General features: G+C 74.7%; 24 protein-coding genes and 2 pseudogenes. 17 read left to right on the forward strand and 9 right to left on the reverse strand.

Annotated features, from left to right (window positions below):
• The first annotated feature begins 32 nt into the window (after positions 1-32).
• The 7 genes from GKE82_RS07770 (at position 33) to GKE82_RS07800 (ending at position 7,912) form a co-directional block, all read left to right on the forward strand.
• Positions 33-1,604, forward strand: a complete 1,572-nt coding sequence (locus GKE82_RS07770; protein ID WP_154732910.1) for a helicase HerA-like domain-containing protein — start codon at positions 33-35, stop codon at positions 1,602-1,604.
• Positions 1,604-2,806, forward strand: coding sequence for an acyl-CoA dehydrogenase family protein (locus GKE82_RS07775; RefSeq protein ID WP_107570345.1), 1,203 nt, complete (start codon positions 1,604-1,606; stop codon positions 2,804-2,806). Before GKE82_RS07770 ends, GKE82_RS07775 begins: the two co-directional genes overlap by 1 nt.
• A gap of 91 nt (positions 2,807-2,897) precedes the next feature.
• Positions 2,898-3,725 carry an SDR family NAD(P)-dependent oxidoreductase gene (locus tag GKE82_RS07780; protein ID WP_154732911.1) on the forward strand — a complete coding sequence of 276 codons (828 nt, stop codon included), beginning with the start codon at positions 2,898-2,900 and terminating at the stop codon, positions 3,723-3,725.
• Positions 3,726-3,782: 57 nt separating this feature from the next.
• A complete protein-coding gene (locus GKE82_RS07785; RefSeq protein ID WP_309233487.1) occupies positions 3,783-4,202 on the forward strand; it encodes a GNAT family N-acetyltransferase in 420 nt (139 codons plus the stop codon).
• 69 nt (positions 4,203-4,271) lie between these two features.
• On the forward strand, positions 4,272-6,560 hold the full coding sequence (locus GKE82_RS07790; RefSeq protein WP_154732912.1) for a hypothetical protein: 2,289 nt from the start codon (positions 4,272-4,274) through the stop codon (positions 6,558-6,560).
• 4 nt (positions 6,561-6,564) lie between these two features.
• On the forward strand, positions 6,565-6,966 hold the full coding sequence (locus tag GKE82_RS07795; RefSeq protein ID WP_230316117.1) for a DUF4440 domain-containing protein: 402 nt from the start codon (positions 6,565-6,567) through the stop codon (positions 6,964-6,966).
• A gap of 163 nt (positions 6,967-7,129) precedes the next feature.
• Positions 7,130-7,912 (forward strand): hypothetical protein, encoded by a 783-nt coding sequence (locus GKE82_RS07800; RefSeq protein ID WP_230316118.1) that lies wholly within the window; start codon positions 7,130-7,132, stop codon positions 7,910-7,912.
• Between the two features lie 27 nt (positions 7,913-7,939).
• Here GKE82_RS07800 and GKE82_RS07805 read toward each other — a convergent pair whose 3' ends face one another.
• The 4 genes from GKE82_RS07805 to GKE82_RS07820 form a co-directional block, all read right to left on the reverse strand.
• The gene (locus GKE82_RS07805) at positions 7,940-8,737 is read right to left on the reverse strand and encodes a 1-acyl-sn-glycerol-3-phosphate acyltransferase (protein WP_154732913.1); all 798 of its coding nucleotides are present in this window, start codon (positions 8,735-8,737) and stop codon (positions 7,940-7,942) included.
• 57 nt (positions 8,738-8,794) lie between these two features.
• On the reverse strand, positions 8,795-10,261 hold the full coding sequence (glpK, locus tag GKE82_RS07810; RefSeq protein WP_154732914.1) for a glycerol kinase GlpK: 1,467 nt from the start codon (positions 10,259-10,261) through the stop codon (positions 8,795-8,797).
• A complete protein-coding gene (locus GKE82_RS07815; RefSeq protein WP_309233488.1) occupies positions 10,242-11,612 on the reverse strand; it encodes an APC family permease in 1,371 nt (456 codons plus the stop codon). Before GKE82_RS07815 ends, glpK begins: the two co-directional genes overlap by 20 nt.
• A gap of 376 nt (positions 11,613-11,988) precedes the next feature.
• Positions 11,989-12,666, reverse strand: a complete 678-nt coding sequence (locus GKE82_RS07820) for a glycosyltransferase family 2 protein (RefSeq protein WP_309233489.1) — start codon at positions 12,664-12,666, stop codon at positions 11,989-11,991.
• Between the two features lie 65 nt (positions 12,667-12,731).
• On the opposite strand from GKE82_RS07820, the gene GKE82_RS07825 reads away from it, so the two are divergent.
• Positions 12,732-12,944 carry a biotin/lipoyl-binding carrier protein gene (locus GKE82_RS07825; RefSeq protein WP_107570355.1) on the forward strand — a complete coding sequence of 71 codons (213 nt, stop codon included), beginning with the start codon at positions 12,732-12,734 and terminating at the stop codon, positions 12,942-12,944.
• 44 nt (positions 12,945-12,988) lie between these two features.
• Complete coding sequence (locus GKE82_RS07830) at positions 12,989-13,777, forward strand: enoyl-CoA hydratase/isomerase family protein (RefSeq protein WP_154732917.1); 789 nt, start codon at positions 12,989-12,991, stop codon at positions 13,775-13,777.
• A gap of 10 nt (positions 13,778-13,787) precedes the next feature.
• Here the strand turns inward: GKE82_RS07830 and GKE82_RS07835 are convergent, their stop codons facing one another.
• Positions 13,788-15,248 carry a PLP-dependent aminotransferase family protein gene (locus tag GKE82_RS07835; RefSeq protein ID WP_154732918.1) on the reverse strand — a complete coding sequence of 487 codons (1,461 nt, stop codon included), beginning with the start codon at positions 15,246-15,248 and terminating at the stop codon, positions 13,788-13,790.
• 48 nt (positions 15,249-15,296) lie between these two features.
• Here GKE82_RS07835 and GKE82_RS07840 point away from each other — a divergent pair, with 48 nt between their 5' ends.
• The 4 genes and pseudogenes from GKE82_RS07840 (at position 15,297) to GKE82_RS07850 (ending at position 17,448) form a co-directional block, all read left to right on the forward strand.
• Positions 15,297-15,683: a hypothetical protein gene (locus GKE82_RS07840; RefSeq protein WP_154732919.1), complete on the forward strand. Its 387-nt coding sequence runs from the start codon at positions 15,297-15,299 to the stop codon at positions 15,681-15,683.
• A pseudogene (locus GKE82_RS31275) lies at positions 15,680-15,844 on the forward strand (NAD(P)H-binding protein); the annotation flags it as partial. The gene GKE82_RS07840 and the pseudogene GKE82_RS31275, both read left to right, overlap by 4 nt.
• Positions 15,845-16,188: 344 nt before the next feature.
• Positions 16,189-16,626, forward strand: coding sequence for a hypothetical protein (locus GKE82_RS28075; RefSeq protein WP_230316119.1), 438 nt, complete (start codon positions 16,189-16,191; stop codon positions 16,624-16,626).
• A gap of 42 nt (positions 16,627-16,668) precedes the next feature.
• A complete protein-coding gene (locus GKE82_RS07850) occupies positions 16,669-17,448 on the forward strand; it encodes an exodeoxyribonuclease III (RefSeq protein WP_107570360.1) in 780 nt (259 codons plus the stop codon).
• On the opposite strand, the gene GKE82_RS07855 is transcribed toward GKE82_RS07850, so the two are convergent.
• Positions 17,445-17,843, reverse strand: a complete 399-nt coding sequence (locus GKE82_RS07855; RefSeq protein WP_158276903.1) for a response regulator transcription factor — start codon at positions 17,841-17,843, stop codon at positions 17,445-17,447. The two genes, GKE82_RS07850 and GKE82_RS07855, sit on opposite strands and share 4 nt — an antisense overlap.
• 195 nt (positions 17,844-18,038) lie before the next feature.
• Here GKE82_RS07855 and bioB point away from each other — a divergent pair, with 195 nt between their 5' ends.
• The 3 genes and pseudogenes from bioB (at position 18,039) to bioD (ending at position 21,215) form a co-directional block, all read left to right on the forward strand.
• Positions 18,039-19,250, forward strand: a complete 1,212-nt coding sequence (gene bioB / locus GKE82_RS07860; protein ID WP_154732922.1) for a biotin synthase BioB — start codon at positions 18,039-18,041, stop codon at positions 19,248-19,250.
• Positions 19,251-19,264: 14 nt separating this feature from the next.
• Positions 19,265-20,509 (forward strand): 8-amino-7-oxononanoate synthase, encoded by a 1,245-nt coding sequence (bioF, locus tag GKE82_RS07865; RefSeq protein WP_309233490.1) that lies wholly within the window; start codon positions 19,265-19,267, stop codon positions 20,507-20,509.
• 56 nt (positions 20,510-20,565) lie between these two features.
• Positions 20,566-21,215 (forward strand): annotated as a pseudogene (gene bioD, locus GKE82_RS28080) (dethiobiotin synthase).
• A gap of 11 nt (positions 21,216-21,226) precedes the next feature.
• Here bioD and GKE82_RS07880 read toward each other — a convergent pair.
• The 3 genes from GKE82_RS07880 to GKE82_RS07885 form a co-directional block, all read right to left on the reverse strand.
• Entirely contained in the window at positions 21,227-22,756 is a 1,530-nt protein-coding gene (locus GKE82_RS07880; RefSeq protein WP_309233491.1) for a fused MFS/spermidine synthase, read from the reverse strand.
• Between the two features lie 74 nt (positions 22,757-22,830).
• Positions 22,831-23,541: a spore germination protein GerW family protein gene (locus tag GKE82_RS26860; RefSeq protein WP_196189109.1), complete on the reverse strand. Its 711-nt coding sequence runs from the start codon at positions 23,539-23,541 to the stop codon at positions 22,831-22,833.
• Positions 23,542-23,566: 25 nt separating this feature from the next.
• The gene (locus GKE82_RS07885) at positions 23,567-23,743 is read right to left on the reverse strand and encodes a rubredoxin (RefSeq protein WP_107571357.1); all 177 of its coding nucleotides are present in this window, start codon (positions 23,741-23,743) and stop codon (positions 23,567-23,569) included.
• A 38-nt stretch (positions 23,744-23,781) separates the two neighbouring features.
• Between GKE82_RS07885 and GKE82_RS07890 the strand changes: the two genes are divergently transcribed.
• Complete coding sequence (locus GKE82_RS07890) at positions 23,782-24,411, forward strand: NUDIX hydrolase (RefSeq protein WP_154732923.1); 630 nt, start codon at positions 23,782-23,784, stop codon at positions 24,409-24,411.
• Positions 24,412-24,428 lie beyond the last annotated feature (17 nt).

Genomic DNA, 24,428 nt, shown 5'->3' on the forward strand with positions numbered 1-24,428 from the left:
ACCGGCCCCGGGGCCGCCGGGAGGTTCGGCGCATGAGCGACTTCGCCGCCGACATCACGAAGGCCTACGCGGTGGAGGGGCCGTACGTCGACCTCGGCCGCGGGGTGCTCGACGACGAGACCCACCCCGACGCGATGGTCCGGGTGCCGCTGGCGATGATGAACCGCCACGGGCTCGTCGCGGGCGCGACGGGCACGGGCAAGACCCGCACGCTCCAGGTGCTCGCCGAGCAGCTCTCGGCCGGCGGCGTCGCCTGCCTGGTGGCCGACGTGAAGGGCGACCTCAGCGGCATCGCCGACCCGGGAGACCCGAGCCCCGAGGGCGCGGCCGCCAAGCGCTGCGCGAAGCTCGGCGTCCCCTTCGAGCCGACCGGCTTCCCCGTCGAGTACCTGTCGCTCGGCGGGATCGGCGCGGGCGTCCCGGTCCGCGCGACGGTCAGCGACTTCGGCCCGCAGCTGCTCGCCAAGATCCTCGGCGCCAACGAGACGCAGGAGCAGTCGCTGCAGCTCGTCTTCCACTACGCGGACACGCACGAGCTGCCGCTGCTCGACCTCGCCGACCTGCGCGCGCTCCTGCAGTTCCTCGACAGCGACGCGGGGAAGGCCGAGCTCGAGGGCATCGGCGGGCTCTCCTCCGCGACCGTCGGCGTCCTGCTGCGCAGCCTCATCGGGCTCGAGACCGGCGGCGGCAACGAGTTCTTCGGCGAGCCCCAGTTCGACATCACCGACCTGATCCGCACCGCACCCGACGGGCGCGGCGTCATCAGCTGCCTCGAGCTCGCCGGCGTCCAGGACAGGCCGCAGCTCTTCAGCACCGCGCTGATGTGGATGCTCGCCGAGCTCTTCGAGACGCTCCCGGAGGCCGGGGATCTCCCGAAGCCCAAGCTCGTCTTCTTCTTCGACGAGGCGCACCTGCTGTTCGCCGACGCCACCGACGCGTTCCTGCAGTCGGTCGTCCAGACCGTGCGGCTGATCCGCTCCAAGGGCGTCGGCGTCTTCTTCGTCACGCAGACCCCCAAGGACGTCCCGGGCGACGTGCTCGGGCAGCTCGGCAACCGGGTGCAGCACGCGCTGCGCGCGTTCACGCCCGACGACGCCAAGGCGCTGCGGGCGACCGTCGGGACGTTCCCCAAGAGCGACATCTACGACCTCGAGGAGCTCCTCCCGAAGCTCGGGATCGGCGAGGCGATCGTCACCGTCCTGGACGAGGACGGCGTGCCGACCCCGGTGGTGCAGACGAAGCTCAGCGCACCCCGGGCGCGGATGGCGCCGACCGACGACGTCGCCGCGGCGGTCGCCGCCTCGCCGCTGAACGCGAAGTACGGCACGCGGCTCGACAACCAGAGCGCCCGCGAGATCCTCGCCGCGCGGATCGAGGACGCCACGGCGCCCGAGCCCTCCCCCGCGGCCCCCGCTCCCACCCCCGACGCCGAGCACGTCCCCTACCCCCGGAAGGCGCCCTCCCGCCGCAAGCGCACCCCGGCCGGCGACGCGGTCGGCGGCGGGACCGGCGCGATCGGCGACTTCCTCAACTCCCGCCAGGGCAAGACGCTGCAGCGCCAGGTGGTGCGCGGCATGTTCGACCTCCTCCGAAAGAAGCTGTGATGAGCACCTCCACCGACCAGTACCGCACGTCCGACACGGTCGCGATCCGTCCCCCGTTCACCCAGGAGCACGAGGACCTGCGCGCCTCGATCCGCCGCTGGGTCGCCGCGGAGCTCGCCCCCAACGCCGACCGCTGGGAGGAGGACCGCTGGTTCCCCGACAGCCTCTTCCACCGCATGGCGGAGCTCGGCTTCCTCGGCCTGAAGTACCCGGAGGAGTACGGCGGCCAGGGGGGCGACCACCTGCACCAGGCCGTGATGGCCGAGGAGCTCGCCTGGTGCGGCTCCGGAGGCGTGGCGGCGGGCGTCGGCGCCCACATGGACATCGCGACGCCGCCGATCTTCAAGTTCGGCACCGAGGACCAGAAGCAGCGCTACCTCGTGCCCGCCATCCGCGGCGAGAAGATCGCGGCCCTCGCCATCACCGAGCCCGACGCCGGGTCCGACGTGGCGGGCATCCGCACCCACGCCAAGCGGGTCGACGGCGGCTGGCTCATCAACGGCTCGAAGATGTTCATCACCAACGGCGTGCGCGCGCACGTCCACGTCGCCGCCGTGAAGACGACGCCCGAGGGCGGCCACGGCGGCATGAGCTTCTTCCTCGTCGACGCCCGCGGCGAGGACGGCGAGCTGCTCCCCGGGGTCACGACCTCGAAGATCGAGAAGCTCGGCTGGCACGCCTCCGACACCGGCCTCATCTCCTACGAGGACGTGTTCGTCGCCGACGACCAGCTGCTCGGCGAGCTCAACAAGGGCTTCTACCTGATCATGGCCAACTTCCAGTGGGAGCGGCTGCTCATGGCGCTCGGCGCGATCGGCGGCATGCAGGCCGCGTTCGAGCAGACGCTCGCGTTCGTGCAGGAGCGCCACGCGTTCGGTCGCGCGATCGGGTCCTTCCAGGTCAGCCGGCACAAGCTCGCCGAGATCGCCACGACGATCGAGGCCGGGCGCTGCATCACCTACAACGCGCTGCGCCTCTTCCACGAGGGCCACGACGCGGTCCGCGAGGTCACGATGGCGAAGCTCGCCACCCAGCGCGCCTGCTTCGACGTCATGGACCAGTGCCTGCAGCTGCACGGCGGCGCCGGCTACATGCAGGAGTACGGCATCGAGCGCGCCGCCCGCGACGCGCGCCTGGGTCCGATCGGCGGCGGCACCGACGAGATCATGAAGGAGATCCTCGGCAAGACCATGGGGCTCTGAGCCCCACGGGCATGGCGCCGCCCGCGCTCTTGGCCTCCTGCCAATAGCATCCGCGCCGCAGCACCCGTCCCCACCGAACAAGGAGCAGCACATGGGAGTCCTCGACGACAAGGTCGCCATCGTCACCGGCTCGGCCCGCGGCATCGGCCGCGCGACCGCCGAGCTGCTGAGCGCCCAGGGCGCGAAGGTCGTCATCAACGACCTCGACGCCGACGTCGCCCAGCAGACCGCGTCGGAGATCGCGGGCGAGACCGCCGTCTTCGGCGGTGACCTCACCAAGGGCGATGCGCCCGAGCAGCTGGTCCAGACCGCGATCGACGCCTGGGGCAAGATCGACATCATCGTCAACAACGCGGGCTACACGCTCGACGCGCCGATCCACAAGATGAGCGACGACTGGTGGGACCGGATGGTCGCGATCCACCAGACCGTGCCGTTCAAGGTGCTGCGCGCCGCCGCCCCGCACCTGCGCGAGCCGGCGAAGAAGGAGAAGGAGGAGGGCGTCGAGGTCTTCCGCAAGATCGTCAACGTCGCCTCGATCTCCGGCACGATGGGCAACGCCGGCCAGGCGAACTACTCCGCCGCGAAGAACGGCGTCGTCGGTCTCACGAAGACCGTCGCCAAGGAGTGGGGCCAGTTCAAGATCAACTGCAACGCGGTCGCGTTCGGCTTCGTCGACACGCGCCTGACGCAGTCCAAGGTGGACGACAACACCATGGAGATCGACGGCGAGAAGGTCCAGCTCGGCATCCCGGACCAGATGCGCGCGATGGCCGCGATGATGATCCCGCTCGGTCGCCCCGCGACCGTCGAGGAGGCCGCGGGCGGCATCTTCTTCCTCTGCTCGCCCTGGTCCAACTACGTGCACGGCCAGGTGCTGAACGTCTCGGGCGGCGTCATCAACGGGATGATGTCCTGACCGACGTCGCGATCACCACGGTGCGGGAGGAGGACCTCGACGTCCTCCCTCCCGCTCGTGCGCGCGTACACCCGCTTCTACGAGGAGACCGGCGGGTTCACCCCGCCCACCGACGAGGCGCTGCTCGCGCTCTCACGGGCGCTCCTGGACCAGCCCGACCACGACGGCGTGCAGCTGCTGGCGCGCGACCCGTCGACCGGCGAGGCGCTCGGCTTCGCCACGATCTACTGGACGTTCTCGACCCTGTCGGCCGCGCGCGTCGCGGTGATGAACGACCTCTACGTCACCCCTGCCGCCCGCGGGAGCGGCCTCGCCGAGCGGCTGATCGAGGCCTGCCGGGAGCGGGCCCTCGCGCGCGGCTGCGCGTCGCTGCAGTGGACCACCGCGCTCGACAACCACCGCGCCCAGCGCGTGTACGACCGCGTCGGCGGGACGCGGTCGTCGTGGCTGCACTACGCGCTCCCGACCGACCGGTAGGTCGGTCGCTCGCTGCGCGCACCGCAACCACGGCGCCCACGCGGCGTTGGGGGTTCGATGCCTCGTCCCGTGCGCGCGCTGCTGCCCCTCCTCCTCGTCCTGGCCGGCCTCGCCGCCCCCTCCGCGCAGGCCCGGGTGCTCGTCGTCGCCGACGGCGGGCGCTCCGCCGTCCTGACCGACGTCACCACCAACCGCGTGCTCGTGCGCGTGCCCGTCGGCGGCGTCGCGCGCGCCAGCGCCGTCTCCCCCGACGGCACGACCGGCTACGCGAGCGCCGACGACGCGGTCGCGGGCATCGACCTGCAGACCCGGCGGCTGACCCGGCGCGTCGCGGTCCGCGGGGTCGTCGTCGCGCTGGCGGTGTCCCCGGACGGCGGGCGGCTCTACGCGGTCCGCCGCGGCGGCGTCGACGTCATCGACACCGCGACGTTCACGCTCGTGCGGTCGATCGCGATCCCGCGCTCCTCCCCCGGGCCCGCGGCGCTCAGCCCCGACGGGCAGAAGCTCGTCACCGTCACCGGCGCCCGCCAGATCGGGATCGTCAACGTCGTCGAGGGCCGGTTCGCCCGGCGGCTGAAGCTCGCCGGGGCGACCGGGGTCGCGTTCGGGCCCACGGGGTCGATCGCCCGCGTGCTCACGGCGGGCCCCCGCGGGGCGCGGCTGCTGCCGCTGGACGTCAGCCGCGGCCGCCTCGGACGCCCGGCGCGCCTGAAGGCCGGAGTCGGCGGCGGCGTCGCCGTCACCCGTGACGGGCACCGCGCGATCGTCGGCGCCGCGAAGGGCCGCCGCGCGACCGCGATCGTCGACCTCGCCTCCGGACGCACGATCGCCCGCGTCGCGGCCGGCGCCGGGCCGGGCTACCCCGCGACCTCCCCCGACTCGCTGCGCTTCTACGTCGCCGACCGCGGCGCCGGGACCGTGTCGGTGTTCAGCACCTCGAGCCTGCGTCGCCTCACCGCGCAGCGCCTGGCCCGCACCGCCCGGCCGGTCGGCGTGGCGGTCCAGCCCGGGATCGCGACGACCTACGGGACCGAGGGGCCCGACACGCTCAGCGGCACCCGGCTCGCCGACCGCCTCTTCGGCCTCGGCGGGGACGACACGCTCAACGGCGGGCGCGGCAACGACCAGGTGTTCGCGGGCGCCGGGAACGACGTCGCGATCGGCGGCCCCTCCAACGACGTCCTCCAGGGCGAGGACGGCGACGACCGCCTGAGCGGCCAGGCCGGGGACGACACGCTCGTCGGCGGTCCCGGCCAGGACGCGGGCTTCGGCGGCACCGGCAACGACCAGCTCGACGGCGGGCCCGACAACGACTACCTCGACGGCGGGGACGGCGACGACACCATCCTCGGCGGCGAGGGCGACGACAAGATCGTCGAGGCCGGGTTCGGCAACGACCGGTTGCTCGACGGCGGCCCGGGCAACGACTACGTCGACGGCGGCCGCGGGACCGACAAGGTCGTCGGCGGCGACGGCAACGACCAGCTGTTCGCCGGGCCCGGCTCGGAGACCGTGGACGGCGGCGTGGGCGACGACCTCGTCGACGGCGGCACCGGCAACGACCTGCTCCTCGGGCGCGACGGCAACGACGTCCTGCAGGGCGACGCCGGCCGCGACCGGCTGCTCGGCGCCGCCGGCAGCGACGAGCTCGACGGCGGCTCCGGGGACGACGACCTCTCCGGCGGCGACGGCGACGACCAGATCGTCGCCGGTCCCGGACAGGACCGCGTCAGCGGCGGCCGCGGCGCCGACGTCATCCGCGTCGCCGACGGGGACGCCGACACCGTCGACTGCGGCAGCGGCCGCGACACCGTGTACGTCGAGAGCGACGCACCCGGCCGCGACACGCTGCGCAGCTGCGAGGTCGTCGTGCCCGTCGCGCCCGAGCCGGCCAACGACGCGCCACCGGCCGCGACCGTGGTCCGCGGCACCGCCGGGGACGACACGCTCAACGGCACCCCGGGCCCCGACACGATGCTCGGCGCCGACGGCTTCGACCGCCTCTTCGGGCTCGAGGGCGACGACTACGTCGACGGAGAGAACGGCAACGACGAGCTGCACGGCGGCCCGGGCGACGACCGCATGCACGGCCGCAACGACGACGACGTCATCTTCGGCGAGGACGGCGACGACTACATCACCGGGGACCGCGGCGCCGACGCGATCGACGGCGGTCCCGGCAACGACTCGATCTTCGGCAACCTCGACCCGGACACGATCCAGGGCGGGGACGGCGACGACCGCATCAACGTCGTCGGCGGCGCGCTCGACGTCGTCGCGTGCGGACCGGGCACCGACACCGTCTTCGCCGACGCCGACGACACCGTCGCCACGGACTGCGAGGTCGTGCGACGCTGAGGCCGTGCCCGATCCGCGCGTCACCGTCCCCGAGCTCCTGTCCGTGCAGGCGGAGCTGCTCGCGCTGGAGCCCGTGTTCCACCGGCCCGCGTTCGGCACCGGCGGCCCGGACTACGACGCGCGGATGGTGGAGGACTACTTCCACGTCGGCGCGTCCGGGGGCGTGTACGCGCGCGCCGACGTGCTGCGGACCGTGGTGGAGCGCGGCCCGACGCCCGGCGAGGAGACCTGGACGGTCACGGACCCCTGCTGCCGGCGCCTGGGCCCGGACACCTACGCGCTGACCTACGCGCTCGACCAGGCGGGACGGCGCACCCGTCGCGTCACGCTGTGGCAGCGCGCACCGGCGGGCTGGCAGGTCGTCTACCACCAGGGCACCGTCGTCACCGACGGCGCACCGGCCTGACGCCGCCGCGCCCGGGCGACCGCCGTACGAACCCCGCGCTGGGTGCGGGGGTTCGTACGGCGGTCGCGAGCGCGCGCCCCCACCGGAGCCCGGGGCGACGCTCACGGCAACCTGTCGGGCGCTCCCCAGGAAGCTCCCAGGATCCGGCGGGAAGCTCCCCGCCATGCCCACCCCCCACGCGCCCCACGACGACCACCACGACCACGGCGACGGCCTCCACGAGGACCTCGTGCGCATGGCCTCACGCCGCGACGCCCTGAAGCTCTTCGGCGCCGGTGGCGCCGCCGCGATCCTCGCCGGGCTCGGTGCGGGCTCGGCGCTCGCGAAGACGCCGACCGCGATCGTGCCGAGCGAGACCGCGGGCCCCTACCCCGGCGACGGCTCCAACGGCATCGACGTGCTCGACGACTCCGGGATCGTGCGCCACGACATCCGCCGCAGCTTCGGCAGCAGCCGCACCCTCGCGACCGGCGTCCCGCTGCGCGTCAACCTCACCGTGACCCGCAGGTCCAAGGACTACGCCCCGGTCGTCGGCGCCGCCGTCTACCTCTGGCACGCCGACCGCCTCGGCAACTACTCGCTCTACTCGTCGGGGATCACCGACGAGAACTACCTGCGCGGCATCGCCAAGACCAACAGCAACGGGACCGCCTGGTTCCGGACGATCTACCCGGGTGCTACAACGGCCGCTGGCCGCACATCCACTTCGAGGTCTACTCGTCGGTCGCGAAGGCGACCTCCAACGGGCCGATCGTCAAGACCTCCCAGATCGCGCTCCCGCAGGCGCCCAGCAAGCGCGTCTACGCCACCAGCCGCTACCCCACGAGCCAGGCGGCGCTGTCGCGGATCTCGCTGTCCAGCGACAACGTCTTCAGCGACGACCGCGCCATCCACCAGCTCGCCACCGTCACCGGCAGCGTCAGCAAGGGGTACGTCGCGAACCTGACGATCGCGATCTGACCCGCGGGGCGCCTCAGGCCGCGGGCGCGGTGCGCTTGGCGGCCTGACGGGCCGCCCGGCGCGCCGCGCGCACCCGTGCCCGCACGCGCGACTCGCCGTGCTCGGTGAGCCCGTCGTAGAGCGTCTTGATCTCCTCGAAGATCTCGTCGGACACGAGCTGCGACTGCGCGCGCGTCGGCGACTCGACCCGCTCGAAGACGAACGGGTCCCCGTACTGGATCGTGACCTTCGGGAACTGGCCGCGCTTCCAGTTGCGGACCTTCGCGGAGCCGTGGATCGCCACCGGCACCACGGTCGCGCCCGACTCGAGCGCCAGGCGGCCGATGCCCGGCTTCGCCCGCTCCGCGAGCGCGCCGGTGCGCGAGCGACCGCCCTCGCAGTACATGGCGATCGCGCCGTCGCGCGCGAGCACCGAGTGCGCGGTGATGAACGCGTCGTCGTCGCGGGCGCCGCGGCGGACCGGGAACACCCCGCCGTGCGTGTAGATCCACTGCAGCGGCGGCTTGAACATCTGCGACTTCGCCATGAACCGCACCTTGCGCCGCGTGAACGCGCCGACGAAGAAGTGGTCCATGAAGCTGAAGTGGTTCGGCGCGAGGATCAGCGGCCCGCTCGCCGGCACCTTCTCGGAGCTGATGCAGCGGGCGCGGAAGAACGAGAACGCGTACATCGACGTCATCATCCGGACGGCCTCGTAGACCCAGTCGGGGTCGCGCGTGCGCGACCGCTCGTGGAACCGCGCGAAGTACTCCTGCGGCCGCTCGTCCCGATAGACCTGGTCCTTCATCGACGCCAGCTTCTCGCCGCTCATCGCCCTCTCACTTCGTCGACCCGTACGGTGCCCCGCCAGGGTAGACCAAACACGGTGTCAGGAGAGCGTCCGGGACAGGGCGGCGGACCAGCCCTGCAGCAGCCCGGCGCGCTCGTCCTCCCCCATGCGCGGCTCGTAGCGGGTCCGGGCGCGCCAGGTCCGGGCGATGTGGTCCTGCGACCAGATCCCCGCCCCCACGCCCGCCAGCAGCGCCGCGCCGAGCGCGGTCGTCTCCGCGACCTCCGGGACGACGACCGGCACCCCGAGGATGTCCGCCTGGAACTGCATCAGCCAGCCGTTGGCGGTCGCGCCGCCGTCGGCCTTCAACTCGGTCAGCGGCGTCCCGCAGGCGACCTCCATCGCGCGGATCGCGTCGACGGTCTGGTAGGCCATCGCCTCGAGCGTCGCGCGCGCGAGGTGCGCCTTCGTCGAGCCGCGCGTCAGCCCGACGATCGTGCCGCGCGCGTACGGGTCCCAGTGCGGCGACCCCAGGCCGGTGAGCGCCGGGACGAAGTACACGCCGTCGTTGCCGTCCAGGGAGGCGGCGAGCGCCTCGGTCTCGTCCGCGCGCTCGATGATGCCCAGGCCGTCCCGCAGCCACTGCACGCCCGCGCCGGTAACGAAGATCGCGGCCTCGAGCGCGTAGACGGTCCGCTGCCCGATGCCCCACGCGACGGTCGTGAGCAGGCCGGGCGGCGCGAGCGGCGGCGCCGCCCCGGAGTTGAGGAGGACGAACGACCCGGTGCCGTACGTGTTCTTCCCCATGCCGGGGTCCAGGCAGGCCTGGCCGTAGAGGGCGGACTGCTGGTCGCCCGCGATCCCGGCCACCGGGACGACGTGCCCGTGCAGGGTCTCCGGGGTCGTCGTCCCGAACTCGCCGATCGACGGGCGGACCTCCGGGAGCGCCCGCTTGGGGACGCCGAGCAGCGCGCAGAGGTCGTCGTCCCACTCCCCCTTCGCGATGTCGTAGAGCAGCGTCCGCGACGCGTTCGACTGGTCGGTGACGTGCTCGCCGGTGAGCTTGAAGACGAGCCACGAGTCGATGGTCCCGAAGACCGCGCGACCGGCCTGCGCCTTCTCGCGCAGCCCGTCGACGTGCTCGAGCAGCCACTCGATCTTCGTGCCGCTGAAGTACGGGTCGAGCACGAGGCCGGTCTTCGTGCGCACGAGCGCCTCGTGGCCCGCGGCGCGCAGCGCGTCGCAGCGCTCGGCGGTCCGCCGGTCCTGCCAGACGAGCGCGTGGTGCAGCGGCTCTCCCGTGTGCGGGTCCCACACGCAGACGGTCTCGCGCTGGTTGGTGATGCCGACCGCGCGCAGCATGCCGGGTCCGCAGCCCGCGTCGTCGAGCGCCTCGCCCGCGACCGCGTGGACCGCCTCCCAGATCTCGGCGGCGTCGTGCTCCACCCAGCCCGGCCGCGGGAAGTGCTGCGTGAACTCCCGGTAGGCGCGGCCGGCGAGCGTGCCGTCGTCGTCGAAGACGAGGCACGTCGTGCCGGTCGTCCCCTCATCGATCGCCAGGATCATCAGCGAGGACCCTAACCGCATCCGCCTCGCTTCCCGGCCGCACCAGGAACGACAGCGCGAGGCCGGCGGCGAGCAGCGGCGCGACGAGCGTCCAGGCCGATCCGTCGGTCTGGGTGAGCAGCAGGACGATGACCGCGACCCCGACGACGGGCGCCCAGGTGGGGGCGCGGTAGTGGTCGTGGTCGACGACGTCGGAGCGCAGCGCGAGGACCGCGAGGTTGACGATGCTGAACACGAGCAGCAGCAGCAGGACGGTCGTGTCGGCGAGCTGGTCGAGCTTGCCGATCGCGATCAGGCCCGCCGCGACGAGCGTCGTCGTGGCGATCGCGACGTGCGGCGTGCGACGGCCCGGGAGGACCTTCGAGAACACCGGCGGGACGATCCCGCGGCGACTCATGCCGTAGAGGACCCGCGAGGCCATGATCATGTTCAGCAGCGCCCCGTTGGCGACGGCGAGCAGGGCGATCACGCTGAACACCTGGTCGTCGACGGCGAGCGGACCGCGGCTTGTGACCTCCAGCAGCGGTCCGGACGAGCCGGACAGCGTGCCGACCGGCACGACGGTGACGGCGACGATCGTGATGGCCACGTAGATCGCGCCGGCGATCCCGAGCGCCCCGAACAGCGCGGGCGGGTAGCTGCGGCGCGGGTCCTGCGTCTCCTCCGCGACGTTCACCGAGTCCTCGAAGCCGATCAGCGCGTAGAAGGCGAGCGTGGCGCCGCCGAGGATCGCCCAGGCGACCGCCTCGCCCTCCTCCACCTGGAAGGCGCGGCCGCCGTCGATGTCGCCGCCGCCGTCGGCGATCGCCGCGATGCCGATCACGAGCACGAGCAGCAGGCCGAGCACCTCGATCGTCGTCAGCACGACGTTGACGCGCACCGACTCGCTGATGCCGCGGGCGTTGACGAGCGCCACGACGCCGATGAAGACGAGCGCGGCGAGCAGCTCGGGGGCGTCGAAGAGCGCGTCGAGGTAGTCGCCCGCGAACGCGCGGCTGAGCGTCGCCGCCGAGGTCATGCCGCTGAGCATCACCGCGAACATCACGAGGAAGGTCAGCGTGCGCCGGTTGAACGCGCGGTGGGCGTAGAGCGCGGCCCCGCCCGCGTCGGGGTACTTCGTGACGAGCTCGGCGTACGCGGTGGCGGTGAGGACCGCGAGCACGAGCGCGACGAGGAACGCCGCCCACGCCGCGCCGCCGGTGCGCCCGGCGACCTCGCCCACGAGCGCGTAGATGCCGGCCCCGAGGACGTCGCCGAGGACGAAGAAGAGCAGCAGCCGGCCGGAGATGGCCCGCTTGAGCTCGGTCTCCTCCGGGGCGGGACTGGACGGGACGCTCGTGGCGGTCGACACGAGCGCCGTGCTACCCGCCGCGTCGCGTCCTCAAGCACGGTGAGGGCCGGGGCCCGCCCAGAGCCGGAGCTGTCCCGTCCCCGGTCCTGGGTCCCCTGGCCCCGGCCTTCCTCACCGAGCGGCGGCGTCACACGCGGGAGAACGCGCCCTGCCGGAGCAGGTCCGCCGTACTACGTGTCCCGTCGGCCCTGGGTCAGGGGGCGTGGGGACGGAGACCGGTCGACCGGAGCACCTGTTCGTCGCAGGAGGAGACGCGGCGGTGCTCCGTGTGTGTCGTCCGTGCCATGCCAGGACGGTACGACGGTGCCGCTCGGCCCCCCATCGACACCCGGTCCCAAGCTCGCGGGCGGATTTCGCCCGCAGGTCGATGGGCCGCTCAGCGGCGGGAGAGCTCGACGAGCACGAAGTCCTTCAGCTGCCGACCGCGGTGCAGGAAGCCCTTGAGCGTGCGCCCGGTGGCGCGGTGCGTGAGGTCGAGCTCGACCTCCCCGACCCGGAAGCCGGCGCGGGCGGCGTCGACCGTCATGCCGATCTCCATGCCGAAGCGGGGGGCGAACGGCACGACCGCCGGCAGCACCTCGCCGCGCATCGCGCGCTGCCCCGAGATCGGGGCGGTGAGCTCGAGCCCGCAGAGGCGCCGGATCGCGGCACGCGCGTAGCCGACGGCGACGCCGAAGCCGCCGCCCACGCGCCGGGAGAACGCGGCGACCGCGAGGTCGCACTCCCCCGCCCGGACGGCCTGCACGAGCCGTGGCAGCTGGACGGCGGTGTCCGCGAGGTCGCCGTCGCACAGCACGACGACGGGCGGGTCGGGCTCGAGCACCAGCGGCAGCACCTCGCGCGCGGCGAGCGTCGTCGCCCCGCCCTTGCCGAGGTTGCGCGGGGCGCGCACGAGCTCCGCGCCGGCCTCGAGGACCACGTGCGCGGTGGTGTCGGTGGAGTGGTCGTCGGCGACGACGATCCGGACCTCCTCGCCGTCCCGGGCGAACGCGTCGCGCAGGGCGGTGACCGTCGCCGCGATGCGGTCGGCCTCGTTGAAGGCGCTGACGATCACCACAACGTCGGGTCGGTGCGTCGATGCGCTTGCGGCGTCCATGGCGGCGGCTATCGTGGCAGACCGTGGCGAACGTCGAAGCGCACATCACCGGCACCGTCTGGAAGATCGAGGTCGAGGTCGGCAGCACGGTCGCCGAGGGCGACACGATGGTCATCCTCGAGTCGATGAAGATGGAGATGCCCGTCGAGACCGAGGACGCGGGCACGGTCCGCGAGATCCTCTGCGAGGAGGGGCAGGCCGTCAACGAGGGCGACGTCCTCGTCGTGCTGGACTGACCGGGCGGTCCCGGCGCGCCGCGGACCTCTACGCTCCGGCGCCCATGCCCGGAGAGCTGCACCTCGACACGCCCGCCGTAGGCGTCCTGCGCCTGACCTTCGCCAACCCGCAGAAGCGCGGCGCGCTGGACCACGCGATCCTCGACGCGATCGCCGAGGCGGTCACCGGGATCGACGACGACGTGCGCTGCGTCGTGGTGCGCGGCAGCGACGGGCAGTTCTCCTCGGGCTACGACATCGGCGACATCCCCGACGACGAGTTCGCCGAGCGCGCCGAGAAGCTCGTCGCGCATCCCTTCACGGGGGCGATCGACGCGCTGGAGGCATGCCCGGTGCCGACGCTCGCGGCGCTGACCGGGCACACGATCGGCGGCGGTCTGGAGCTGACGCTGGCCTGCGACTTCCGCATCGCCGCGGACGGCATCAAGCTCGGCATGCCGCCCGCCAAGCTCGGGCTCGTCTACTCCCACACCGGGCTGCGGCGGTTCCTCAACGTCATCGGGGAGCCGCGCACGCGCGAGCTGTTCCTGCTCGGGCGCTACATCGACGCGGGGACCGCCCGCGACTGGGGGCTCGTCAACGCGGTCGTCCCCGCGGAGGGCCTCGACGCGCAGGCGCTGGACTGGGCGACCGAGCTGGCCGCCAACGCGCCGCTGAGCGTGCGCGGGAACAAGCGCGCGCTGCGCGCGCTGCTGGACGCGGAGGGCGAGCTGCCGGGCGAGGTCGAGCAGGAGCTCATCGCGCTGCGCGAGGCCTGCTTCCGCAGCGACGACCTGCTCGAGGGCGTGCGCGCCTTCGCGGCCCGGCGCCCGGCGCGCTGGACCGGTCGCTGAGCGAGCGACCTCAGCGGACCTCGCGCAGCGCCGCGGCGAGCCCGCGCACGCCCTGGGCGATGGCCGCCTCGCCGAGCGCGCCGTAGCCGAGGACGACCGCGGAGGTGCGGGCGGGCGGGTCGGCGCGGTAGGCGCTCAGCGGGTAGACGCCGACGTCCCGCGCCCGCGCGGCGGCGACGAGCGCCGCCGCGTCGACCGCCGCGGGCAGCCGCACGAGCGCGTGCAGGCCGGCCGCGACGCCGTCGACGCGCGCCCCGTCGAGCTCGCGGGCGACGGCCGCGACGAGCGCGTCGCGGCGGCCGCGCTGGCGGCGGCGGGCGGCGCGCACGTGCCGGTCGTAGGCGCCGGCGGCGAGCAGCCGCGCGAAGGCGGCCTGCTCGAGCACCGGGGAGCCGCCGTCGGCGTAGCGCTTGGCCTGCACGACGGCGGCGAGCCGGTCCTCGGGCACGACCATCCAGGCCAGCCGCAGGCCCGGGGCGAGCGTCTTGCTCGTCGAGCCGAGGTAGACGACCTGCCGCGGGGCGAGCGCCTGGAGGGCCGCGACGGGCGCCCGGTCGTAGCGGTACTCGGCGTCGTAGTCGTCCTCGACGAGCAGCGCGTCGTGGCGCTCGGCCCAGCGGGCGAGCGCCGCCCGGCGGCCGGCGGCCAGCACGACCCCGGTCGGGCACTGGTGCGCCGGGGTGACGAGCGCGAGGTCCGGGCGCGCGGCGGCGACCGCCTCGTCGCGGACGCCGAGCTCGTCGACCGGCACGGGGACGACCTCGGCGCCAGCGTGGTGCAGGACGTCGCGGTGCTCGTGCAGGTAGGGGTCCTCGACGGCGACGCGGACCGGGCGTCCGGACCCGGCGGTGGCGCGCACGAGCAGGCCGAGCGCCTGCACGACGCCCTGGCAGAGCACGATCTGGCCGGGCCGGCAGACCACGCCGCGCGTGCGGGCCAGCAGCGCGGCGAGGGCGACGCGCAGCTCGCGCAGGCCGCGCGGGTCGGCGTAGCCGAGGGCGGCGTCGGGCAGCTCCCGCAGCGCCGCACGGGTGGCCCGCTGCCAGTCGGCGCGCGGGAAGGCCGCCAGGTCGGGGTGGCCGGGGAAGAAGTCGATCCGCGGCCGGCCGTCGGGCCGGGCGGTGGCCGGGACGCCCGTGGGCGCCGGCACGGGGTCGTCGGGCGGCGCGGCGCGCGCACCGTCGGGGTGGGCCGGGAGCGCCCGCCGGACGAACGTCCCCGCCCCCACGCGCGCCTCGAGCCACGCCTCGGCGACGAGCTGGTCGTAGGCGTCGACGACGAGCCGACGGGAGACGCCGAGGTCGCGCGCCAGCGTGCGCGACGGCGGCAGCCGGTCGCCGGGGCGCAGGCGCCCGTCGCGGACCGCGGCGCGCAGTCCCGCCTCGACCTGGGCGCCGAGCGGCGGGGCGTCGGCGGTGCGGCGGACGGCCAGGAGGACCTCCGGACCGCGATTGGACTCCTCGAGCGGCATCGGATTGGATCTTCCCAGGGTGCCACTGGCGCGTCTACGGTTCGCCGCATGCTCGCCGCCCGCGATCGCCCCGTCCGCACCGGACTGCTCGCCTACGGGACGCTCCAGCTCGCGATCGGGCTGTGGCAGGCCGTCGACCCCGGCAGCTTCTACACCGCGCTCGGGCCGTTCGACGGACGCAACGACCACTACGTCCGCGACGTCGCGTCCTGGACGCTCGCGCTCGGCGTCCTGTGCCTGCTCGCCGCCTCCCGGCCCGCCTGGCGGCTGCCGGTCCTCGCGCTCGCCGCGCTGCAGAGCGCGCTGCACACCCTCAACCACCTGCTCGACGCGGGGGACGCCGACACCCACTGGGTCGGGATCGCCGACGCGGTCTCGCTGGCGCTGCTCACCGTCCTGCTGCTCGCCCTCGTCCGCAAGGAGACCACCCCGTGAAGATCCTCGTCGCCGGCGCCACCGGCGCCATCGGCCGCCCGCTGCTCCCCCGGCTGCGCGCCGCCGGGCACGACGTCGCCGCCATCACCCGCGACGAGCGCCGCGCCGACGCGCTGCGCGCCGCCGGGGTCCAGGCGCACGTCGCCGACGTCTACGACCGCGACGCCGTGGTCGCGGCCTGCGTCGCCGCCGCCCCCGAGGTCGTCGTGCACCAGCTCACCGCGCTGCCCAAGGCGCTGGACGTCCGCCGCTACCGCGAGGCGATGCGCGAGACCAACCGGCTGCGCGCCGAGGCGACCCCCACCTCGTCGCCGGGGCCCGTGCGGCCGGAGCGCGACGCATCGTCGCCCAGTCGATCTCGTTCATCACCGCGCCCGAGGGCCCGCCGGTCCACGACGAGGACGCCCGGCCCTTCACCGACGCGCCGGCGCAGCTGCGCGACGCGGTCGCGGCCACGCTCGCGCTGGAGGAGACGACGCTCGCCGCCACCGACCTCGACCCGGTCGTGCTGCGCTACGGCTTCTTCTACGGCCCCGGCACGTACTACGCCCCCGACGGCGGGACCGCGCAGGAGATCCGCGCCCGGCGCTTCCCGCTGGTCGGGGGCGGCACCGGGATCTCGTCGTTCGTGCACGTGGAGGACGCCGCCGACGCCACGGTCGCCGCGCTGGCGGGCGGGGCCCGCGGCCGCTACAACGTCACCGACGAGGAGCCCGCCGCCGCGGCGCAGTGGCTCCCGCACGCCGCCGCCTGCCTCGGCGCCCGACGACCGCTGCGCGTGCCGGCGCTCGTCGGCCGGCTGGCCGCCGGGCCGCACGCCGTCCACTTCGCCACCACGCTGCGCGGCAACTCCGGGGCCCGCTTCCGCGAGACCTTCGGCTGGACGCCCGCGCACCCCTCCTGGCGCGAGGGCTTCCGCCAGGCGCTCGGCGCCCCGGCCTGACGGTCGCCACGGCCGCGCGGGCGGGGCACTAGCCTGCGCGACGTGCTCCTGGCGACCTGGAACGTCAACTCCCTGAACGCCCGGCTCCCGCGGGTGCTCGAGTTCCTGCAGACCGTCGCGCCCGACGTGCTCTGCCTGCAGGAGACGAAGTGCACGCCCGAGGCGTTCCCGCAGGACGCGCTGCGCGAGGCCGGCTACGCGGCCGTGCACCACTCCGGCGGCCGCTGGGCGGGCGTCGCGATCCTCGCCCGCGAGGGTCTCGCGCTCGGCGACGCGCGCGCGGGGCTCCCCGGCGAGGTGCGCCCCGACCAGGCCCGCTGGATCGAGGCGACGGTCGAGGGCGTACGGGTCGCGAGCGTCTACGTCGTCAACGGCCAGGCGGTCGACAGCGAGCCGTTCGCGGAGAAGCTCGTCTTCCTCGACGCGCTCGCGGCCCGCGCGGCCGAACTGCGCGACGCGGGCGCACCCGTCGCGATCGCCGGGGACTTCAACGTCTGCCCCACCGACCGCGACGTGTACGACCCGGCGGCGTTCGCGGGCGCCACGCACGTGACACCGCAGGAGCGCGGCGCGCTCGCGGCGATCCTCGAGCGCGGCGGCCTGCGCGACGCCCACGAGACGGTCCGCCCCGGCGAGCAGCAGTTCACGTGGTGGGACTACCGCGCCGGGCACTTCCACAAGGGCCTGGGCCTGCGGATCGACCTCGTGCTGGTCAGCGACGACCTCGCCGGCCGGCTGACCCGCTGCGGGATCGAACGGGACTTCCGCAAGGGCACGAAGCCCTCCGACCACGCCCCGCTGCTAGCCGACTGGTCCTCCTAGGCGGCGGCGCGGACGCGCTGCGCCGCGTCGTGGATCGCGCGGCGGATGACCGCGACGTCCTCGCCCTTCTCGATGTAGCCGTCGGCGCCCAGCTCGATCACCGGTGCGGCGAGGCGGTCGGCGGTGAAGCCCGACAGCGCGAGGATGCGCGTGCGCGGCGCCCGCTCGCGCATCAGCGGGATCGCCTCCATCCCGTCCATGCCGGGCATCGCGAGGTCCAGGAGCACGACGTCGGGCCGCGTCGCGTCGACCCCGTCGACGCCCGCGGCCCCGTCGGCCGCCTCGCCGCAGACGACGATCGCGGGGTCCTCCTCGAGCACGACGCGCATGAGCGCGCGGAACGCGTCGACGTCGTCGCAGAGGAACACGCGGATGGGTCGCTGGGAGCCGGGCATCGGGGCGGTGGATCGGGGACGGACCGTGCCGGGCGTCCCCGACCCGTCCGGCGAGGCTACCGGGGCGCCCGCGCCTGCACCATCCCCAGGTCTGGGGACCGTCCGTCCGTCGCCCCCGATCGTCCGGCCCCCGACCGGCGGGATCGACCCCGGCGGGGCGACCGGCATCCGCCGATCCCCATAATCTGCACGGTCATGCCGCCGCTCATCACCCGTGAAGAGGCCCTCCAGCTCGGTGAGCTCGAGGCGCCGGCCGACATCGAGGCGCTCGTCGAGCGCGCGTGGGCGGCCCGGCTGGAGACGTTCGGCGACAGCACCGACCTGTGCTCGCTCGTCAACGCGAAGTCCGGCGGCTGCGCCGAGGACTGCGGCTTCTGCGCGCAGTCGCGGTTCGCGGAGGCCGAGACGCCGATGCACGCGATGATGGAGCCCGAGCAGATCCTCGAGCACGCCCGTGCCGCCGAGGCCGCCGGGGCGCACCGGTTCTGCATGGTCACCCAGGGCCAGGGCCTGTCCAAGCGCGACTTCGAGAAGATCCTCGAGGGGGCCCGGCTCGTGTCGCAGCACACGAACCTCAAGCGCTGCGCGTCCGTCGGCCACATGTCCGTCGCGCGCGCCAAGCAGCTCAAGGACGCGGGCATCCAGCGCGTCCACCACAACGTCGAGACCGCCGAGTCGTACTACCCCGAGGTCTCCACCACCGTCCGCTACGAGGGCCGGCTGCGCACGATCGACGCGGTCCGCGAGGCCGGGCTCGAGACCTGCGTCGGCGGCATCCTCAACCTCGGCGAGTCGCGCGAGCAGCGCGTCGAGATGGCGTTCCAGCTGGCGTCGATCAACCCGACCTCGGTGCCGATCAACCTGCTGAACCCGCGGCCGGGCACGAAGTTCGGGGACCGCGACCTGATGGACCCGTGGGAGGTCGTCAAGTGGATCGCGATCTTCCGCCTGATCCTGCCCGAGGCGCTGTTCCGGCTCTGCGGCGGGCGCACCGAGAACCTCGGTGACCTGCAGCAGCTCGCCGTCAAGGCCGGCCTCAACGGCGTGATGATGGGCAACTTCCTCACGACGCTCGGCAACACGCCGTCGGAGGACCGCGCGATGTTCGAGAACCTCGGGCTGAACATCGCCCGCCACGCGGACAACGGCGCGAACCCGCGGCCGGACAACCGCTCCGGCTGGCTCGACGGCCAGACCCCGGACGTCATCGAGGAGTTCCTCGACACGCGCGCCGACGCGGAGAACGCGGGCATCGAGATCCAGCTCTGGGATCCCGCGTCGCAGCTGCGCTACGCGAAGAAGGGCGCGAAGGTGCCGCCGCGGCCCGACGGCGCACCGAACCGCTGGCCGCAGGGCACCCGGCCCGCCGAGCCCGCCGTGACCAGCGGCATGCCGTTCGGTCACTGAGCGCGCCGCAGGCCGTGTCCGAGATCGCGCAACGCCTCGAGGAGCTGCGGGAGTCCGGCCTGTACCGGCGGATGCGGCTGATCTCGGGGCCGCAGGGCGGCCGCGTGGTGCTCGACGGCACCCCGGTCCTGCTGCTGTGCTCCAACAACTACCTCGGGCTCGCCGACCACCCGGCGGTCACCGAGGCGGCCGCCGAGGCGGCGCTGCGCTGGGGCGTCGGCGCGGGCGCCTCGCGGCTGGTGTCGGGGACGATGACCGTGCACCGGCGCCTGGAGGAGCGGCTCGCCGCGTTCAAGGGGACGGAGTCGGCGGTCCTGTTCGGCTCCGGCTACCTCGCGAACGTCGGGGTGCTGCAGGCGCTCGCGAGCGTCGGCGCGGGCCGCACGACGATCTACTCCGACGCGCTGAACCACGCCTCGATCATCGACGGGTGCCGGCTCGCGCGCGCCGAGACCGTCGTGTACGAGCACAACGACGCCGAGCACCTCGCCTGGACGATGGCGCGGCGCGACCCCGACCCGTCGGCGCCGAAGATCGTCGTCACCGACAGCGTCTTCTCGATGGACGGGGACGTCGCCCCGCTCGTCGAGCTGCTGGAGCTGTGCCGGCGCACCGGCGCGCGGCTCGTCGTCGACGAGGCGCACGCGACGGGCTGCACCGGTCGCGGCGGTCGCGGCGCGGTCGCCGAGGCGGGCCTGGAGGGCGAGGTCGACGTCGTCGTCGGCACGCTCGGCAAGGCGCTGGGCTCCTACGGCGCGTTCGCGGCGGCGAGCCACGAGGTCGTCGAGCTGCTCACGAACGCGGCGCGGCCGCTGATCTTCTCGACCGCCCCGCCCCCGCCCGCGATCGCGGCGGCGCTCGCCGCGCTCGAGCTGCTGGAGGCCGAGCCCGAGCGCGTCACGGCGCTGCAGGCGGGCGCCGACGCGCTGCGCGACGAGCTGCACCGCGAGGGCTTCGACGTCGCCGGCTCGACGACCCAGATCGTGCCGCTGATCGTCGGCGACGCCGCCCTGGCGATGCGGATCTGCGAGCTCGCGATCGAGGACGGCGTGTTCGCGCAGGCGATCCGCCCGCCGACCGTGCCCGACGGCACCTCCCGGCTGCGCCTCGCCGTGATGGCGTCGCACACGAAGGACGAGCTGCGCGAGGCGGCGCGCGTGCTGGGTCGCGCCGCGCTGCAGGCGGGCTTCCGGCCCGGCAGCGGCGGTCCGGTCGCCGCGGCCACCCCGTCGTCCCGCGGTCGCGTCCGCGCCGCCTGAGCGCCGTGCGCGGACTGCTCGTCACCGCGACCGACACCGAGGTCGGCAAGACCGTCGTGGCGGCGGCGCTGACCGCGGCGCTCGTCGCCGACGGGCACGAGCCGCGCGCATACAAGCCGGCGGTGACCGGGCTGGACGAGCCGGTGGACGGCGTGCTCGCCGACCACGAGCTGCTCGCCCGGGTGACCGGGGACGACCCGGCGCTGGTCTCCCCGCAGCGGTTCGGTCCGGCGGTCTCCCCCATCTCGGCGCCCAGCTCGCGGGGACGGTCCTCGACCCCGGGGCGCTCGTCGCGGGCGCGCGGGCGCAGGCGGCACGGTCGCCCCGGGACCTCGTCGTCGTCGAGGGGGTCGGCGGGCTGCTCGTGCCGCTGACGCCCACCTGGCTGGTGCGCGACCTCGCGGTCGAGCTCGCCCTGCCGGTCGTCGTCGCCGCGCGGCCCGCGCTCGGGACGATCAACCACACGCTGCTGACGCTCGCCGCCGCGCGCGACGCCGGGCTCGACGTGCGCGCGGTGATCCTCACGCCGTGGCCGGCGCAGCCGTCGACGATCGAGGCGTCCAACCGCGAGACGCTCGAGGCGCTCGCCGGCTGCGAGGTCGCGGTGCTGCCCCGCCTGTCCGCGTTCGACGACGCGACGCTCGCCGCGGCGGGTGCCGCGCTCTCCCCCGCGCGCTGGATCGGCGCGGGCGCCGCGGCGGCCTGAGCCGCCCGTGCTCAGCCGACCGGCTCGCCGTCGGCGGCCACGTCGACGATCGACGCGTCGATGAGCCACTCGACGGGCGCGACGTCGTCGGTGTAGACCCGGCCCCCGCGCCGGGCGGGCTCGAGCCGGTCGGCGGTGGCGGCGGCGATCGGGCGGATCTCGTCGGGCAGCGACGGCAGGTGCGCGCGCAGGGCGTCCGCGGGCGGCACCGCGGAGGCGGTGGCGACGAGCATCGTGTTGACCGGCTCGCTCGGGTCCCGCCAGACGCGGTCGGCGCCGAACGCGGCGCGCATCGTGGCGGCGAGGACCTTCTCGAGCGCGTCCGAGCGCTCGGGGTGCCCGACGTTCACGATCACGACGCCGCCGGGCTCCAGGCGGTCGCGGACGAGCGCGAAGAACTCGCGCGTCGCGAGGTAGAACGGGATGTACGGCTGGCGGTAGGCGTCGACGACGATCGCGTCGTAGCGGTCGTCGGTGGCGTGCAGCCAGGGGCGGGCGTCGGCGGTGTGGGTCCGCAGTCGCGGGGCGCGCAGGTCGAAGAGCTCGCGGCCGACCTTCGTGAGCTCGGGGTCGATCTCGACGCCGTCGATGAGGGTCTCGGGCGCGTAGTGGCCGATCGCCCGTGCGGTCGTCCCGGCGGCGTTGCCGAGGATCGCGACCCGGCGCGGTGCGGGCCGTGCCCCGGCGAACGGGAGGACGAGCTGCTCGTCCCAGTAGTTGCCGGTGAGCACGGTGCCCGCGCGGTACAGGGAGTGGACGGCCTGGCCCTCGTTGAGCTCCAGGCGGCGCTCGCCGTCCGGGGTCTCGACGACGCGCGCGTACTGGTACTCGGTCTCGCGCTCCCACAGGACGCGCTCGCCGCCGGTGCTCTTCAGCGTGCCGACGGGGAGCGCGAGCAGCCCGACCATCGCGAGCGGGACCGCGCCCCCCGCGAGCCGCCGGGTGCGCAGCCAGGGGACCGCGACGAGCGCGAGCAGCAGCGCGAAGACGATGAACGTGCGCCGGCTGCCGATCAGCGGGATCAGCAGCAGCGTCGCGCCGAACACCCCGGTGAGCGAGCCGAGCGTCGAGAGCGCGTAGAGCCGGCCCGCCGCCCGACCGGCCTCCTCGACGGAGTCGACGGTCAGCCGGATCGCGTACGGGGACACCATGCCCAGCAGGACCAGCGGGACGGCCAGCAGGACGCTGACGCCCAGCAGCGAGCCGACGAACGCGCCGGCGCTGACCGACTCGAGCGCGTCGACCGACGTGCGCAGGAACGGGCCGCTGACGAACGGGACGAGCGCGAGGAGCGCGGCGGCGATCAGGACGATCCGCGCGAGGCCGGCGGGGGTCGGGTCGCGGTCCGCGACACGCCCGCCGACGGCGTAGCCGACCGAGAGCGACAGCAGCACGGTGGCGATCGTGTTCGCCCACACGATCGTGGAAGCTCCGAACCACGGGGCGAGCAGGCGTGCGGCGGCGATCTCGGCGCCGAGGCTCGCCGTTCCCACGACGAAGACGACGACGCCGATCGGGGGCCCGGAGCGACGGTCGGTCACCGCAGGCAGGCTACCCGTCGCGCACGGCCGGTACGCCGCGGCGGCGGACCGCGGGCGGCGGGATCCGCGCGGCGTCAGTCGCCGCGGGGCAGCAGTCCGGCGCCGCGCGCGCCGCGGCGTCGCCCGAGCCGCGGGGTCCGGCCCGGGGTGCCGCGCAGCGCGCGCGAGGCGGCGACCGCGGTCAGCAGGGTGGCCGCGCCGGAGGCGAGGAGCCGTGCGGCCCGGGCGCGGCCCTGCGGGTCGGGGATCGCCTCGTAGCGGCTGCTGCCGTCGGGCGCGATCGTGATGAAGCCGACCGGGTGGCTCTCGATCGACCCGCCGAGGCCGCCGCCCCCGGCCTCCCCCTGGTCGGCGGGCGCGTCGCCGGGGTCCCCGTGGCCGAACCCGGCGCCGCCGACCGCCCAGACCCGGGCGACGGGGATGACGGTCGTGCCGCCCGACTCGACGGGCTCGCCGAAGCACATCCGCGAGCCGTCGAGGCCGGTGACGAGCTTGCGCAGGGTGCTGAGGCCCGCGACCGTGCGGCCGGGCGCGGGCGGTGCGGGCGGTGCGGGTGCGGGCGGTGCGGGCGTGGGCGGTGCGACCGCGGCGGGCGGCGCCACCGGGACCGCGGGCGCGGCGGGCGGCGCCGGCGGTGCGGCGGGCGCCGCGGTCGGCGTCGCCGGGCCGGCCGGTCCGCCCTCGGGCGCCGGTCCGGGCGCAGCGGGCCGGGCCGGGACCGCGGGGTCCGGGCGGCCGGCCGCCGCGGCCTGCGCGGCGCGGCGCTTGTCCTTCTTCTTGCCCACGTCGCGCCGTCCGGTTCCCTGGGGTCTAGCCCTCGTAGGGGACGAAGTCCTTCTTGCGGGCGCCGCAGACCGGGCAGAACCAGGTGTCGGGGATGTCGTTGAACGCGGTCCCCTCGGGGATGCCGCCGTCGGGGTCACCCTCCGCCGGGTCGTAGATGTAGCCGCAGGACTCGCAGATCCACTGGGTGCTCTCGTCGCTCATGGCCGCCACCCTACCCACCAGAGGGTAGGGTGCGACGTGTGGAGATCACGGGTCCGGAGCCAGGCACGACGCTGAACACGGGGGAAGCGACGGTGCCGCGCCAGGCGGCGTCCGTGATCCTGCTGCGGGGCGGCGCCGCGACGCTCGAGCTGCTGCTCGTGAAGCGCACCGAGAAGGCCCGGTTCATGGGTGGCGTGTGGGTGTTCCCGGGTGGCGCGGTCGACGCGCACGACGGGGACGGCGACGCCGCGCACCGGGCCGCCGCGGTCCGCGAGCTCGAGGAGGAGGCGTCGGTGTCGCACGTCGATCCCGCCTCGGTCGTGAAGTTCTCGCGCTGGATCACCCCGCCCGAGGTGAACGTCCGCTTCGACACGCACTTCTTCCTCGCCCCGCTGCCGGACGGCGAGGTCCCGCAGGTCGACGGCGAGGAGTGCGTCGACCTCGGCTGGTTCACGCCCCGTGGCGCGCTCGAGGCCCACCAGGCGGGCGAGATCCTCCTCGTCTTCCCGACGATCAAGCACCTCGAGCAGCTGAGCGCGTTCGGCTCGGCCGACGAGGTCCTCACCTACGCGGCCGGCCGCGAGGTCCTCCCGGTGGAGCCGCGCGTGGTGGTCACCGGCGAGACGGCGCGGGTCCTGCTGCCCGGCGAGCCGGGCTACGACGACTGACGCGCGCCGGGCCCCGG

The sequence above is a fragment of the Conexibacter sp. W3-3-2 genome (assembly GCF_009707605.1).
In the GTDB taxonomy this organism is placed as follows: domain Bacteria; phylum Actinomycetota; class Thermoleophilia; order Solirubrobacterales; family Solirubrobacteraceae; genus Paraconexibacter; species Paraconexibacter algicola.

Coding starts and splice junctions, on each gene's coding strand:
- GKE82_RS07770 (WP_154732910.1), top strand. CDS start 33: ATGAGCGACTTCGCCGCCGACATCACGAAGGCCTACGCGGTGGAGGGG.
- GKE82_RS07775 (WP_107570345.1), top strand. CDS start 1,604: ATGAGCACCTCCACCGACCAGTACCGCACGTCCGACACGGTCGCGATC.
- GKE82_RS07780 (WP_154732911.1), top strand. CDS start 2,898: ATGGGAGTCCTCGACGACAAGGTCGCCATCGTCACCGGCTCGGCCCGC.
- GKE82_RS07800 (WP_230316118.1), top strand. CDS start 7,130: ATGCCCACCCCCCACGCGCCCCACGACGACCACCACGACCACGGCGAC.
- GKE82_RS07805 (WP_154732913.1), bottom strand. CDS start 8,737: ATGAGCGGCGAGAAGCTGGCGTCGATGAAGGACCAGGTCTATCGGGAC.
- glpK (WP_154732914.1), bottom strand. CDS start 10,261: ATGATCCTGGCGATCGATGAGGGGACGACCGGCACGACGTGCCTCGTC.
- GKE82_RS07830 (WP_154732917.1), top strand. CDS start 12,989: ATGCCCGGAGAGCTGCACCTCGACACGCCCGCCGTAGGCGTCCTGCGC.
- GKE82_RS07835 (WP_154732918.1), bottom strand. CDS start 15,248: ATGCCGCTCGAGGAGTCCAATCGCGGTCCGGAGGTCCTCCTGGCCGTC.
- GKE82_RS07840 (WP_154732919.1), top strand. CDS start 15,297: ATGCTCGCCGCCCGCGATCGCCCCGTCCGCACCGGACTGCTCGCCTAC.
- GKE82_RS07855 (WP_158276903.1), bottom strand. CDS start 17,843: ATGCCCGGCTCCCAGCGACCCATCCGCGTGTTCCTCTGCGACGACGTC.
- bioB (WP_154732922.1), top strand. CDS start 18,039: ATGCCGCCGCTCATCACCCGTGAAGAGGCCCTCCAGCTCGGTGAGCTC.
- GKE82_RS07885 (WP_107571357.1), bottom strand. CDS start 23,743: ATGAGCGACGAGAGCACCCAGTGGATCTGCGAGTCCTGCGGCTACATC.